The organism is Anaeromassilibacillus sp. SJQ-5 (assembly GCF_054108045.1).
Genome location: NZ_JBPJWQ010000001.1, coordinates 2,957,482 through 2,970,520 on the forward strand (window position 1 = coordinate 2,957,482; position 13,039 = coordinate 2,970,520).

The 13,039-nt window shown below is 61.0% G+C and carries 16 protein-coding genes; 5 read left to right on the forward strand and 11 right to left on the reverse strand.

The genetic code is table 11. The annotated features are described in order from the left end of the window. Window positions 1-69 precede the first annotated feature (69 nt). The 3 genes from rpsJ to ACSAMM_RS12615 form a co-directional block, all read right to left on the reverse strand. Window positions 70-381, reverse strand: coding sequence for a 30S ribosomal protein S10 (gene rpsJ, locus ACSAMM_RS12605; RefSeq protein ID WP_178627477.1), 312 nt, complete (start codon window positions 379-381; stop codon window positions 70-72). A 631-nt stretch (window positions 382-1,012) separates the two neighbouring features. Continuing rightward, window positions 1,013-1,798, reverse strand: coding sequence for a biotin--[acetyl-CoA-carboxylase] ligase (locus ACSAMM_RS12610; RefSeq protein WP_457791691.1), 786 nt, complete (start codon window positions 1,796-1,798; stop codon window positions 1,013-1,015). Then, a complete protein-coding gene (locus tag ACSAMM_RS12615) occupies window positions 1,795-2,271 on the reverse strand; it encodes a YfcE family phosphodiesterase (RefSeq protein WP_457791692.1) in 477 nt (158 codons plus the stop codon). Before ACSAMM_RS12615 ends, ACSAMM_RS12610 begins: the two co-directional genes overlap by 4 nt. Window positions 2,272-2,403: 132 nt before the next feature. Between ACSAMM_RS12615 and ACSAMM_RS12620 the strand changes: the two genes are divergently transcribed. The 3 genes from ACSAMM_RS12620 (at window position 2,404) to ACSAMM_RS12630 (ending at window position 3,630) form a co-directional block, all read left to right on the forward strand. Beyond that, the gene (locus ACSAMM_RS12620; RefSeq protein ID WP_178722790.1) at window positions 2,404-2,664 is read left to right on the forward strand and encodes a hypothetical protein; all 261 of its coding nucleotides are present in this window, start codon (window positions 2,404-2,406) and stop codon (window positions 2,662-2,664) included. A gap of 31 nt (window positions 2,665-2,695) precedes the next feature. After that, window positions 2,696-3,112 (forward strand): hypothetical protein, encoded by a 417-nt coding sequence (locus ACSAMM_RS12625; protein ID WP_457791693.1) that lies wholly within the window; start codon window positions 2,696-2,698, stop codon window positions 3,110-3,112. Between the two features lie 155 nt (window positions 3,113-3,267). Continuing rightward, window positions 3,268-3,630: a hypothetical protein gene (locus ACSAMM_RS12630; RefSeq protein WP_178722794.1), complete on the forward strand. Its 363-nt coding sequence runs from the start codon at window positions 3,268-3,270 to the stop codon at window positions 3,628-3,630. A gap of 45 nt (window positions 3,631-3,675) precedes the next feature. Here the strand turns inward: ACSAMM_RS12630 and ACSAMM_RS12635 are convergent, their stop codons facing one another. From ACSAMM_RS12635 to ACSAMM_RS12650, 4 genes are all read right to left on the reverse strand, one after another. Next, a complete protein-coding gene (locus ACSAMM_RS12635) occupies window positions 3,676-5,235 on the reverse strand; it encodes an ABC transporter permease (RefSeq protein ID WP_457791694.1) in 1,560 nt (519 codons plus the stop codon). After that, window positions 5,228-6,154 carry an ATP-binding cassette domain-containing protein gene (locus ACSAMM_RS12640; RefSeq protein WP_178722799.1) on the reverse strand — a complete coding sequence of 309 codons (927 nt, stop codon included), beginning with the start codon at window positions 6,152-6,154 and terminating at the stop codon, window positions 5,228-5,230. Before ACSAMM_RS12640 ends, ACSAMM_RS12635 begins: the two co-directional genes overlap by 8 nt. After that, a complete protein-coding gene (locus tag ACSAMM_RS12645) occupies window positions 6,151-6,765 on the reverse strand; it encodes a hypothetical protein (RefSeq protein WP_178722801.1) in 615 nt (204 codons plus the stop codon). The genes ACSAMM_RS12640 and ACSAMM_RS12645 overlap by 4 nt, the downstream gene beginning before the upstream one ends. 154 nt (window positions 6,766-6,919) lie before the next feature. Further along, complete coding sequence (locus ACSAMM_RS12650) at window positions 6,920-7,744, reverse strand: epoxyqueuosine reductase (RefSeq protein WP_457791695.1); 825 nt, start codon at window positions 7,742-7,744, stop codon at window positions 6,920-6,922. 99 nt (window positions 7,745-7,843) lie between these two features. On the opposite strand from ACSAMM_RS12650, the gene ACSAMM_RS12655 reads away from it, so the two are divergent. Further along, on the forward strand, window positions 7,844-8,635 hold the full coding sequence (locus ACSAMM_RS12655) for a hypothetical protein (RefSeq protein ID WP_457791697.1): 792 nt from the start codon (window positions 7,844-7,846) through the stop codon (window positions 8,633-8,635). Here ACSAMM_RS12655 and ACSAMM_RS12660 read toward each other — a convergent pair. From ACSAMM_RS12660 to ACSAMM_RS12675, 4 genes are all read right to left on the reverse strand, one after another. Beyond that, window positions 8,550-9,323, reverse strand: a complete 774-nt coding sequence (locus ACSAMM_RS12660) for an AAA family ATPase (RefSeq protein ID WP_457791699.1) — start codon at window positions 9,321-9,323, stop codon at window positions 8,550-8,552. The two genes, ACSAMM_RS12655 and ACSAMM_RS12660, sit on opposite strands and share 86 nt — an antisense overlap. Before the next feature lie 49 nt (window positions 9,324-9,372). Then, complete coding sequence (locus ACSAMM_RS12665; protein WP_457791701.1) at window positions 9,373-10,575, reverse strand: AI-2E family transporter; 1,203 nt, start codon at window positions 10,573-10,575, stop codon at window positions 9,373-9,375. 65 nt (window positions 10,576-10,640) lie between these two features. Continuing rightward, window positions 10,641-12,035: a sodium:solute symporter family protein gene (locus ACSAMM_RS12670; protein ID WP_178722811.1), complete on the reverse strand. Its 1,395-nt coding sequence runs from the start codon at window positions 12,033-12,035 to the stop codon at window positions 10,641-10,643. 91 nt (window positions 12,036-12,126) lie between these two features. Then, on the reverse strand, window positions 12,127-12,378 hold the full coding sequence (locus ACSAMM_RS12675) for a helix-turn-helix domain-containing protein (RefSeq protein WP_457791703.1): 252 nt from the start codon (window positions 12,376-12,378) through the stop codon (window positions 12,127-12,129). A 119-nt stretch (window positions 12,379-12,497) separates the two neighbouring features. Here ACSAMM_RS12675 and ACSAMM_RS12680 point away from each other — a divergent pair, with 119 nt between their 5' ends. Further along, a complete protein-coding gene (locus ACSAMM_RS12680; RefSeq protein WP_457791705.1) occupies window positions 12,498-12,974 on the forward strand; it encodes an SLOG family protein in 477 nt (158 codons plus the stop codon). The last annotated feature ends 65 nt before the right edge of the window (window positions 12,975-13,039 follow it).

Below are 13,039 nucleotides of genomic sequence, written 5' to 3' on the forward strand. Positions count from 1 at the left end.
TGGCCGCCCGACAGGAGGCCAACTTGACCTCGCCGGGAAATCTGACAAGCCGTTGCTTCCTTGCGGAGTTTACAGCTTGATTTCGATTTCCACGCCGGCGGGGAGCTCAAGGCCCATCAGGGCCTCAACGGTCTTGTTCGACGGCCTGAGGATGTCAATCAGGCGCTTGTGGGTGCGGGTTTCGAACTGCTCGCGGGAATCCTTGTACTTGTGCACGGCGCGCAGGATGGTGACGATCTCCTTCTCGGTGGGCAGCGGCACGGGACCGGAAACGCGGGCGCCGGTGCGGCGGGCGGTTTCGACGATCTTCTCGGCCGACTGGTCGACGAGCTGATGATCATACCCTTTGATTCTGATGCGGATTTTTTCTTTGACTGCCACTGAAAAACGCCTCCTTAATAAATTGAGTTGGCGGGCTGTGCAAAACCATACACACCGCCGGGTGTTCCTTTCCCGGCCGTTAAAAAAACCGGAAACTTGCCTGGTACAAGCGTCCGGGTCAGGTTCTGCATCCTGCTGGCCGCGACCGGCAAAGCGCTCCCGAAGGACCGCCGCAACTCAAAACCGCTTCCCGCCCCGAAGGGCCGAAGGCGGCCTTGCCGGCCACTGCACACAGGGTTCCTTTTCGCCCGGTTTGAAATCGGACATACTCAGCGGAAAAACCGGCCGGAACTGGCCGCAACCTCCCGCGTCATCGCATATCGTGCAGTCTCGAACCACGATTTCCGGAAAAATCCACCCGTAAAAACGCGCAAATCACCCGTCTGTCGCAGTCACGCCTGATTATATTACACCATCTGTCTCGGAAATGCAAGTGTTTTTTCAAAAAAAGCGAAACTTTTTTCAATAAAAAAATCCCCGGAAAACCCAGCCGCCATGCGGGGTTCCGGGGATCGAAGGGACGCGGCGTTTTTCAAAAAGCAGCCGCGTTTCGTCGTTTTTTCATGCAAATTCCATATAAGGTGGACAAACGGGAAATTTCCCCATATATATGGTAGTAATAAGGCCGCTTTCACACGTAACCGTCGGCCCCCCGCACGGAGGCTTCCCCCGCCGTGACCGGTATGACCTCTCCCCCGCTCTCCACGAGCAGGCCGCCGTCCTCGCCGACGCCGACGGCCGTCCCCTCCAGACGAATGGCGCCGGCCGGCGACAGCACCCGCACGGATCGGCCAAGATTGATACAGCGGCGGGCGTACCTCTCCCGCAGAACGGCAAAGCCTTCCTGCCCGCACAAATCCCAAAGCGGCTCCAGCTGGTTGAGGATGGCGGCGGCGGTCTCCTCCAGCGAAAGCGTCCGGCCGGTGAGCTCCAAAACCGAGCCCGCGTGGGGCAGACCGGCCTGGGCGAACCAAGCGGCGGTCTGCCGCAGATTGACCCCCATGCCCGCCACCACGGCCAGCCCGCCCTGCCCGTCCGGCCGACTCTCACATAAAATGCCACACACCTTGCGGCCGCTGCATACAATGTCATTGGGCCACTTTATACGAAAGGCCGCCCCCGTCAAAGCCTCCAGCGCCCCGGATACCGCCAGACCGCAGAGAAGCGGGAGCCGCTCGACGTCCCCGCCGGTGCGGAACAGCACTGACAGGGCCAGCGTCTGCCCGTCCGGCACGTCCCAAGAGCGGCCAAGCCGCCCCCGGCCCGCCCGCTGGCAGCCGGTCAGGCAGGCCGTGCCGTGCGGCAGCTCCCCGGCCCGCTCCTTCAGATAGCGGTTGGTGGAATCCACCTCGTCCAGCGAAATGACCGTCCGGCCCAGCACCCGGGTAGTCAGCCCGGGAAGCCCCGCCCCGCTCATCTTCGATTCTCCACGACGTTCAGGAGCACGCCGGTGGGCGTGACGTCCAGAAGGCCGTAGGTGCCCCGGCCGCGCAGACTGCCGGGGTTGAGGATATACAGGCCGTCGTCGTAATCGGTCAGGGGCTGGTGGGTATGACCGAACAGAAGAATGTCCGCCTGCCGCTCACGGGCTGCGCAGCATACCCGGTAAAGCCCCGTCTTGACCCCATAGAGATGGCCGTGGGTGAAAAACAGCCGTTTACCGCCCAGGGTTTCCTCCCGGGCATAGAGCAGGTCGGCGGAACCCAGAGCGAAATCGCCGTTGCCCCGTACCTGCCAGAACATCCGATCGGGAAAGCGGGCCGCCACAGCCTCCGCCTCCCGCGCCCCGTCCCCCAGATGTATCACCGTCCGGGCGGAGGGCTGCGCCTGCACGGCGCGCTGCAGCGCCCCCTCGTCCCCATGGGTATCCGAAACCACCAGTATCCGCACAGCCGGACGCCTCCCTCGCTCAAATTTCCTCCGACGACTTATCTCTTTCTCATATCCCATAGGCAAGTATCATAAGTATAGCATAGACGCGGCGGGGTTGGAAGCCCCCGCAGAAAGGTGGAATCCACAGCCATGAGCGACAAAAACATCACCCCGGATCAGATGCAGGCCCTGTTGAAATTCGCAAGCAAAAAGCTGGGCACCACGCCGGAAAAACTGGCCGAGACGGTGCAGAGCGGCGGGCTGGACGGCCTGAGCAAACTGTCCCCCGACCTGCCGGCCAAGGAAGCCGGAAAAATCGACGAAGTCCTTCACGACAAGGCCAAGGCGCAGGCGCTTCTGCAGACGCCCGAGGCCCAGAGACTCATCGAGCAGATCCTCGGCAAGAAATAATCCGCCGGTCACCGGCAGACAGGAGGTTGTCATGGACGACTTGGCACAAAAGCTTAACGACCTGCTCAGTTCCCCGGACAGCATGGAAAAGATCCAGTCGGCCATGGCGGCCATGGGTCTGGATGGGGATGGCGGAGGAGACGACGGCGGCGCCAGCCCGGACGAAGGCATGGCCGACACCATCCAGTCCCTGCTGGCCGGCCTATCGGGGGGCGGGAAGGAAAAGCCCGCCCATGCCGACAGCGGCGGCCTGCCCGACCTGTCCGCCATCGCCAAAATGGCGCCCCTGATGGCCGGCCTAAACAAGGAGGATGAAAACACCGCCTTGCTCAAGGCCCTGCGGCCCTATCTGCACGGGGATCGGGAAAAGCGGCTGGACGACGCCATCCAAATGATGAAAATGATGAAGCTGCTGCCGCTGCTGCAAGGCAAGGTAAGCGATGAGTAAATCCAGTGGATGGATTGGTGAAGGGAATTTCCCCCACCAAGCCGCCGCTGAGCTGTCAGGCGTGATTTATTCATTGCTTACCTAGGGCCTGCTCGGCGGCAAATAACCCGCCGCGTCATGGCGCACGGGAATTCCCGGCAGAGAGGGAGTGGAAAATGGTAAACGATGTTATCCGAATGCAGCAGGAGGCCGAGCAGCGGGTTCAGCAGATGCGGGAACGTTCCCGCCTGCTGGTCAGCGGCGGGCTGCCGGAGGGGGGGCGCACGGCGGAAACCATGGCCGCCGGGCGGCCGCGGCCCCGTACCTTCCCCATCCATACGCAGCCACCACCCGGCCCTCCGCCCGAACCGCCCCCCAGGGAACCGGAAAGCTGTCTGGAGAAGAAGGAAAAGGCCGGGGGACTGGGCGGCCTGTTTCAGGATCAGGAGCAGCTGTTCCTGCTGATGCTGGCCGTGCTGCTGATCAAAAACGGCGCGCAGATGGAAATCGTCCTCGCCCTGCTGTATATCGCCATGTAAAAAGCACCCGGAATCCGCCTTGAAGGCGAATTCCGGGTGCTTTTCTTATTGAATATCCCGGCGGCAGAAGCTGTCCCGGCCGATCCACAAGAAGCAGATCAGATAGACCAGCAGCACCGACACGGTGAAGCCCAGGCTCATGGTCGGCTCAAAGGTGGCCAGGCTGGTGTTCATGCCGAACATCTTCTCCATCAGGGAGGAAACGCCGGGGAAATAGACCGACAGATCCTCGTTGGCGAAGAGCAGGAATTTCAGCCCGGGCAGCGGCGCGCCCAGCATCGCCACCGAACCGAGAACCACCATCAGCATACCCGCCTTGCTGCCGAACATCAGCAGCAGAGACACGGCGATGGACACGGCGCTTTTGCGGGTCACTGCCGAGAGCATCAGCGCCAGGCCGCCGTATGCCAGCACCGGCAGCATATACAGCAGATATTTCAGCACGATGATCAGCAGGAAGGGCAGCCGCACGACGTTGCCGAAAACGCTGACGACCACCATATCCCCGATGCCGCCGAAGCCGTTAAAGGCGGCGGAGGTCAGGAAGGACAGTACGAACATGCCCGCCAGAATCAGGCCGGTGATTTCCAGCAGAAGCACGGCCTTGGCCCAGAAAATTTTCTGCCGCTTGTGGGGCGTAATCAGCAGCAGCTTGACTGTGCCGGAACCGAATTCCCCGGCGATGATGCCGCCGGCCAGCACCACCAGCAGCACGCCGATCAGGTTCAGATTGCCGGTGGTGGAATCCAGCATTCCCAGGAAGCCATCCTCGTCGACAGGCGGCGTGTTGGTCTGCAGCTCCTTGAGGATGATTTTGTTCTCTTTTTCCAGCTTGGCTTTGGCCGAGGAGGTCAGGGGCTGCGGCTCCCCGACCATATCGTTGATCACCTCGCCCCGCAGAAGGGACAGCTCGTTTTTCTGCAGGGTGCTCAGCTTGTTGACCTTCCACTGGTTGGGAGAGGTTTTCGTCAGCCAGCTGTACGTCGTGGGCACCGGTTCGATGTCCATATCGATCTGCATTTGCAGGACGCGGATAAACACTTCTTGCTCCTGGGGCGTTTGAGGGACATCCATGATGCTGGAATCCGTGTATCCGCTTTTGATAAACTCGATGCGCAGGCGGAGGAAATCCTTCCAGTTGCCATTATCGAGCACCTTTTTATAGCCTTCCACCTGGGCGGTGTAGGCGGCAATGTGCTCTTTCATCTGATCCTCGGGATAGGACGGCTCGCCGCTTTCCATCATGGCGGTCTCGCTTTTCAGGTTGCCCAGCGCTTCGTAATAGGCGGCCACCGCATCGGTGCGCCAGTCGCTGGGCGGAATCTCATTATCCAGCAGATACTTGTACTTGGCGATTTCCATCTGCACCTGGATATTATCCGGCTCGTTTTCCAACTGCCATTCATTGCTCTGCAGGTTGCTTTGATAGACATCCTTCCAGGCATCCGCCTGGCTGTAGTAGTAGTTATTATTGGCTGAAATGATGTTGATCACTTTCAGGAGCACCACGGTGCTGAGCATCAGCAGGATCACCACGCCGGACAGCACCCAGGTAGACGGCTTTTTATAGAGCTTCGTCCGCTCATTCTGCAGCAGCTTAGCCAATGATGTTCCCTCCCCCCGTGATTTCGATGAAGGTCTCCTCCAGGGTGGTGCCCACCGGGCTCAGCCCGTAAATATCCACCTGGTTTTCCATCAGGCGGCGGTTGAACCCGGGGATTTCGTCTTCGGCAATGCGGATATCCATGTGATCCGCCGCCGCGGCCACAATCCGATCCGCCGCGTTCGCCTCCAGCAGCTGCCGGAAGGTCTCCATGGGCCGAGCGGTATAGCGGTAAACGCCGCCCTGGCCGGCGTGGGTCAGCTCCTCCATGGTGGCCACCTGCTTGAGGCAGCCCTTGCTGATAATCCCCACCCGATCGCACATCAGCTGCATCTCCTGCAGGATATGGCTGGACACCAGCACCGCGAGCCCCTGTGAATGGGCCAGACCCCGCAGCAGATCGCGGAACTCCTTAATGCCCGCTGGATCGAGGCCGTTGGTAGGCTCGTCGAGAATCATCACCTTGGGGTTGTGCAGCAGCGCCTGTGCCACGCCGAGCCGCTGCTTCATGCCCAGAGAGTAGCTTTTGAACTTTTCCCGGATGCGCATCTGCATCCCTACCAGCTCCGCCACCTCCTGCACCCGGCTTTCCGCCACGCCGCAGGCCCGGGCGTGAATCAGCAGATTGTCGTAGCCGGAAAGGTAACCGTACATATCCGGATTTTCCACAATGCCGCTGATATACCGCATGGCCTGTTCGAAATCCGTTTCGACATTGTGGCCGTCCACCAGAATGGAGCCGCTGTCGATGGACAGCAAGCCGAGAATCATTTTGATGGTGGTGGTTTTCCCCGCGCCGTTGGGGCCGAGGAACCCAAAGATTTCCCCCTCCTTAACGGAAAAGGACACGTCCTGCACCACCGGACGGGCGCCGAAGCTCTTGCACACGTGCTCCAGCACCAGGATATCGCCTGTGCTCATCGGAACCCATCTCCTCTCGTATCCGTGTTGCTGCTGATACCGCTGATGCGGTAGATCTTCCATTCGCCCTTGACCTTCTGGCAGATCAGGGACAGGCTCAGCGTCTGCCGGATATTCTCCATATCCTTCAGGTCGCCCTCGCCGTTGTAGTAGTCATAATACCGTCCGCTGACCCGGTTGGCGTAATAATAGGTGGCCTGGGCCGTGTCCTCGATGATGTTGCATTTGTCTGGATCCACATCCAGGTACACGCGGGTCTTGGTGCGCTGCTGGCCGCTGTATTCCTGCTGCACCAGGGCCATCAGGGAATCGCAGGCGCTGTCCAGGTAACTGGAGCCCTCCACAAACAGCGGGGACAGCCCCTGGCGGATACGCGCCTTCACCGCATCCTGTTTCTCCTTCGAGGTGTTCAAGGCAGCCGCCTGTTCGTCGGTCATCAGCGTGGTTTCTTCCCAAATTTTATTGACGGCGTCGCTCAGTTCCTGAATCTCCTTGCGCTGGGGAATCAGCATCAGCTGCGTCGCCGCAATATACAGAACAACCGCCAGCAGCAGCACCATCGAGACCCAGAAGCCCCGGTTGGTTCGCTGCCAAAAGGATTTCTTCTTCACCGCTCCCTCTCCTTTTCCGCCGGCATTTCCGGCTGTTTTGGAAAAGCATACCACACTCCCCCAGGTTTGAAAACACGATTTCCGCTATCTTCAGAAAGTATTAAGCAGTATCGACGGTTTTCCTTTCGATTTGATAAAAACAGGAGGGGCGGCCTTAAGAATCCGCACCCTCCCGGTTCCTATCGATATGCAGCAGCCGCAGGTTGCGCAGGGGCACCGCCTTGCCCCGCCACCCGTAAGCTTTCCCCGTCAAATCCTCCGCGTCCTCCTCGGTCATCCGCGGCCGATACCAGGTAAAGCAGGGATGGGGCGCGATTACGGCGGCCCGGTTGAGCGGACAGGCCTCCTGGCAGGCGTCACAACCCCAGGCCAGCCCGCCCCGCCGGAGCGTCTCCTCCTCCGCCGGCGTCAGCGCGCCCTTCTTCTGGCTCAGGGCCGACAGGCAGTTGTCCCGCTCTCCGCCCGGCAGACACCCGCCGGGACAGGCGGCGGCGCAGGCCCCGCAGTGGGGGCAGGCGGCCACGGCGCCGCCGGTCGGCGGCAGAGGCGCGTCGGTGACAATAGTGCCGATGAACACGTAGGAGCCGTAGCGGGGATGGATGAGCAGGCCGTTGTCCCCCACGACGCCCAGGCCGCACAGGGCGGCGGCGTACACCTCCGGCAGAGGGGAATTGTCCAGAAAAGGCTCGAACGCCCGGCCCGGCCAGAGGATAGCCAAATCCTCCGCCAGCGCGCGCAGCACCCGCCCGCCCGCCTGGTGGTAATCCTCGACGCAGGCGTAGCGGGAAAGATTGCGGCTGGGATCGTCGTCGGGAAAGCGGTAGGGAAACAGCAGCGCCAGCACCCGGCGGGCCCCGGCGGGCAGGCGGGCCGCCGCGCGGCAGGGCAGCAGCCGCTCGCTGACGGCGGCGAAGTCGCAGACGCCATAGGCGTCGAACCCGTGACGGCGCACGCATTCTTCCCAATCCGGACAGGGCATAGGCGTATCTCCCCTTTCTGTGTTTATGGTTCCGCGGCCCATGTAATCGAACCTAAATATTGGGGCGCGGTAGAACGGATCGTCGACTTAAGCTGTTGCATGGACGCCGAGCGGCTCCACCGGCAGGCGGCGGACATCATCGAGGCGACCGACGCCTGTTCCGTCCTGCACGCCCGCTGCCGCAAATTCATGAGCGCGGCCGCGTCCCTGCTGGGGGACAGCACCCGTATCGCCCAGGACTGCACCGACGTGCCCAAGGTCATCCGGACGGCGGAGCGAATCGCGGATCGGGAATTCGCGGGGCTCCATCCCGGGCGCGGGAAAGAAAAGCGCCGGTTCCTGTCCGCCATCACGCCGGAGGGGCCGGTGATTTTCCACCAAACCCTGCAGACCCTGTGCTCCCGCATTTACGCCATCGAGGACGAGTATGGCGCGGCCTCCCGCCTGCTGCTGGCCGAGCTGCGCGGACGGGCGCTGGCCGCCGGCCTGGAGATCATCACCTGCGCCTGTCCCCTGTCCCCCTACGATAAGCTGGAGCACCTGCTTATTCCCTCTTTGGGGCTCGGGTTCACCACCTCCGGCGGGTGCCACAAGGTGGACTTCCCCGTCTACCGCCGGATCCACGCCGCTCGCTTTACCGACGCCGAACGGCTGCGCCAGAAGCGGCAGATTCTGTCCTTCAACCGGCGGGCGGCCCGGGAGCTGCTGGCCGAAGCGGTCTCCATCGCCGGCGACGCCAAGCATGTCCACGATCGGATGGAGGCCTTCAACGTCCGGGCCATGGACTGGGAAAAGGCGGACGGAATCATTCACCGGACGGTGGCCGATTTTCTTCTGCTTGCAGAAGCTGCCGCACCGTCTGCTCCGGCCGGTTCAGAAACGCGCGGGTGATCCGGACGGCCTCGGCCTCCTCGTACGCGATCGGCCGGATCCCTGTCCCGTCCAGCTGGTAAATGCGGCTGTCCGGATACGCCAGCAGGATGGGGGAATGGGTGGACAGGATGAGCTGGCTGCCGGCCTCAACCAGCCGGCGCATTTCCGCCAGCATGGCCAGCTGCCGGGCGGGCGACAGGGCGGCCTCCGGCTCGTCGAACAGATACAGCCCATTTCCGCCCAGCCGGTTGTGCAGCAGGGCGAAAAAACTCTCCCCATGAGAGCAGGCGTGCGGGCTTCCGCCATAGGCGTCCCGAATAAACGGCGCGGGGGCCGGGACGCGATCCAGCTCGTCGATGGCGGTGGCCACGTTGTAAAAGCTCTCCGCCCGCAGGAAGTACCCGTCCCGCGGGGATAAGGGCCCCCGCAGAGGAAGCAGATACCGCCACAAAGGTGAGTGAGTGGCCCGGGTTTCCACCTGAAAATTGCGGCCGCCGCCCTCAGGGCAGAACCCGCAGGCCACGGCGATCGCCTCCAGCAAAGTGGATTTCCCCGTGCCGTTTTCCCCTACGAAAAAGGTGACCGCTTCATGAAAGGCCAATTCCTCGAGGGCGCGAACAGCGGGGATGCAGAAAGGATACTCTTCGAAATCCGGCACCCACTCCCTGTCCAGCCGGATCCCCCGGAGAAAGGGACGCACCTGCATACGCGCACTCTCCTCTTTAAAAACCGGGGCGGCATTCGCCGCCCCGGTTTTATTTCTCTTTGCGGCTGTCGTCCGCGGACGGTTCCTCGCCTGTGTCCCCAGGGGCCGATGTCGCTTTCGCGGCGGACGGTTCCACCTTCAGGCTGTTGCGGTAGGCGATAAAGTCCTGCAGGAGCATCAGTGCCACCGCCATAAAGGGGACGCCCAGGACGATGCCCCAGAAGCCGAACAGCCCGCCGCCGATGGTGATGGCCAGCAGCACATAGATGGGCTTGATGCCGACGCCCCCGCCCACGATCCGGGGCTGGATCACATTGCCGTCAATCTGCTGCATGGCCAGGATATACACTCCTACCCCAATGGCGGTATAGATGTTACCCGACAGCAGGGCAATGACGACACAGCCCACGCCGCCCGCCAGGGCGCCGAAATAAGGAATCATGTTGAGGAAGCCCACGATCATGCCCAGCAGTACGGCGTTGGGCACCCCGAAAATCAGCAGGCCGATGGACACGATGACCCCCATGACGCAGCAGTCGATCAAAATGCTGTACAGGTATTTATAAAAGATTTCCCCCGCCTTATGACCATACCGGCTGATGTTGTCCATCCACTTGTCCTTCATGAACAGGCCGCACACGGCGCGCAGGGCGCGGAACAGCGCCTCCCGGCTGGCCAGCATATAAACCGAGATGATGAAGGCCATAAACACGTTGAGCAGCGAGGAAGTGAGGTTGGCGACCCCTTGAAGAGAGGCGGTGATGGTGTCCATGTTGATTTTGGACAGCACATTATCGTACAGCTCCTGCAGCTTGCCGGGCACGTCGAAATTTTCCAAAACGCCGCCAGGGCGGGTGTATTGTTCCACCCAGTCCATCGCGGTTTTGTAATAGTCGGGCAGGGTTTTCAAAAAGCCGATAAGGGCGCGGGCCAGGGCGGGCAGAGCAAAAATCAAAATCACCGCGACGATCAGCAGCAGGGCCAGATACACCACCGCGATGGCGATGGGCCGGGCGCCCTTGCGGAGGAAACGGTTGTGCGCGCCCGCGAGTTTATTTTCGAGAAAGCGGCTGGGGGCGAACAGCAGAAAGGCCAGACCGAACCCGGTGACAAAGGGACTGAGAATGTCGAGAATAGTGCCGACAAAGGCCCAGATGCTGTCGAAGTTATCAAAGGTCTTGTACACCGCGATGACGGCCACCGCGAACAGGAACGCCGATAGCCAGGATATAACCCCTTTCAGACCCTTCACCCTTGTCACCGCCCCTTTCTCTGGTTACGGTTAGTATACCAAGTTTGGCGGGGAAACTCAAGGCATTATTTCCACACGCGGATTTTTTGCACGTCATAGCGCTGATAGGCCTTGGTGCATGCGGTAAAGACCAGGAAATTGCAGAGCATGCCCACCATGGTGCCGTCCACGCCCCAGGGCTTGCCCAGGACATAGTTCCACAGGAGGGTGGACGTCAGCCCCGCCAGCAGCGCATAGCGGAACGCCCGGCCGTTGGACTTGACCCCTAGGAAAGCGGCGGCCAGGGGTACCAGGATTAGGGGGCACCAGAAGGAATACGCCAACACCAGGATGGAGAACACATCGGGCAGGACAAATGCGGCCAAAACCGCCGCCGCCCCCGTGGCGAAGTTCACCCCCCGCAGCCAGCGCAGCTGGCTTTTATCCGACATATGGGGCCGCAGCGGCAGAATCATGTCGTTGACCAGCCCCACCGCCGCCCCGTTGAGAAAGCCGTCGGCCGCCGACATGATGATGGACACCATGGCGGCCATCACCACCCCACGGATCCCCAGGGGCAGCACCGCCTGTACCAAATCGGGCATGGCCGACGAGGCGTCCTTGGCCACTCCGAGGGCATACGCGGTGAATCCGATCATGCCGGTGACGATGAAAAAAGGGATGGAAAACAGACCGCTCAGGACGGTGCCCCGGGCGGTGCCCTTGGGGTTGCGGCCGATCAGCAGCCGCTGGGTATAGGGCGGGGCCAGCGCCTCGCCGAACATCATGGTGAAAAACATGGAGAGAAACCCGGCAAAGGTGGTGCCGTTGAAGGGGTTGAAATATTCCCGAGGCAGGGTGTCCAGCACCGCCTGGGCGCCGCCCGCCCGGTGAAGCCCCATGATCAGCAGCAGGGGCATGCCGCCGGCCAGCAGGATGAACTGAATGATGTCGGCTACAATCACCGACTGCATACCCCCGAAGGTGGTGTAAATCAGCACAATCCCGCAGCCGATAAGGATACCGGCCCATTCGGGCACCCCCAGCAGCACGTGGAACACCATGCCCATGGACTCCATCTGGGCGCCCACCACCCCGGCGCAGCAGATGAAGGAGAACAGGCCCGCCAGAATCCGGGCCGACCGGCCGTAGCTTACCCCAATGATGCCGCCGACGGTGGAAACGCCGGTAAAGCGGCCCACGCCCGGCACCAGGTATTTCCCGATGAGGATCATGGACAGGCTGAACCCGAACAGGGTCAGGGTGGTGCCGATGCCGCTGGTATACGCCTGGGCGGCGTTGCCGGAGGAGTATCCCCCGCCCACGTAGGAGGCGGACAGGGTGGCGAAAATCACCAGCGTGCCGTACCGGCCGCCGGAAGCGGTGAAATCCCCGGCGTTTTTGACGTTGCGGCCTCCCCGCAGCCCCATGATCACCAACAGCAATATATACGCAATGACAATTCCCGTATCCAGCCACATAAGGCGTTTCTCCCTCCGACAGACAGCAGTTTGGCCTATATTACCTTATGTGCCTGCCTCAGGGATTATGTGCGGCGGCCCGGGCGGCCGCTTATCGGATTTCCTGCTCCAAATCGTCAAATTCCTTCGTGCTGAAAAATTCGCCCAACGTAATTCCAAGTGCATCACAAATCTTTTTTAACGTAACAATTCCGGGGTTTTTACTTCTAGTATACAAAATGCTATAAATGGTCATGGGGGGCATGCCCGCTTCGTTGGCTAATGCGTTAATTTTTAAATCTCTGTCTTTACAAAGCTCCCGAATCCTATTCGCCACGGCTTCCCTTGTGTCCAACTTAGTCACCCCATACAAGATTTATCTTATATCAGGGTATCTATATCTAAAATATATTGTGTAAGATATATTTTATATTGTCCCAAGGCGTGATATAATATACGATATATTTTATAAGGAGGGTTATAATGAAAGCGTTTACCTGCTGTTTTACCGGCCACCGGAACCTGCCGGCGGAACATCTGCCGGCTATCCCTTCCTTGCTCGACGACACCGTTGCCGAGCTGATCGGTCGCGGTATTGTCGATTTCGCCTGCGGCGGCGCGCGGGGCTTTGACACGCTCGCCGCGCAGTCCGTTCTGCGGGCCCGCGCGGCCTGTCCTTTCCTGCGGCTGCTCCTGATCCTGCCCTGCCGCGATCAAACGCGGGGCTGGCCGCCGGAGGACGCGGCGGTTTATGTGGATATTCTCGCCCAGGCCGACGCGGTTTCTTACGTCGCGGACCGCTACCGCCCCGGCTGTATGCAGGAGCGCAACCGCCGTCTGGTCGATGAAAGCTCCTGGTGCGTCAGCTGGCTGACCCGGCAAGCCGGCGGCACCGCCTACACGGTGAGCTACGCCCACCGGCAGGGCCTGGCGATACGCAATCTCCCGGATCGGCTATAAAAAAGGGGCTGTTGCTAAACTCATTTTGAAAAAGCAGCGCTTGCCATAGCGGATGAAGCTATGGT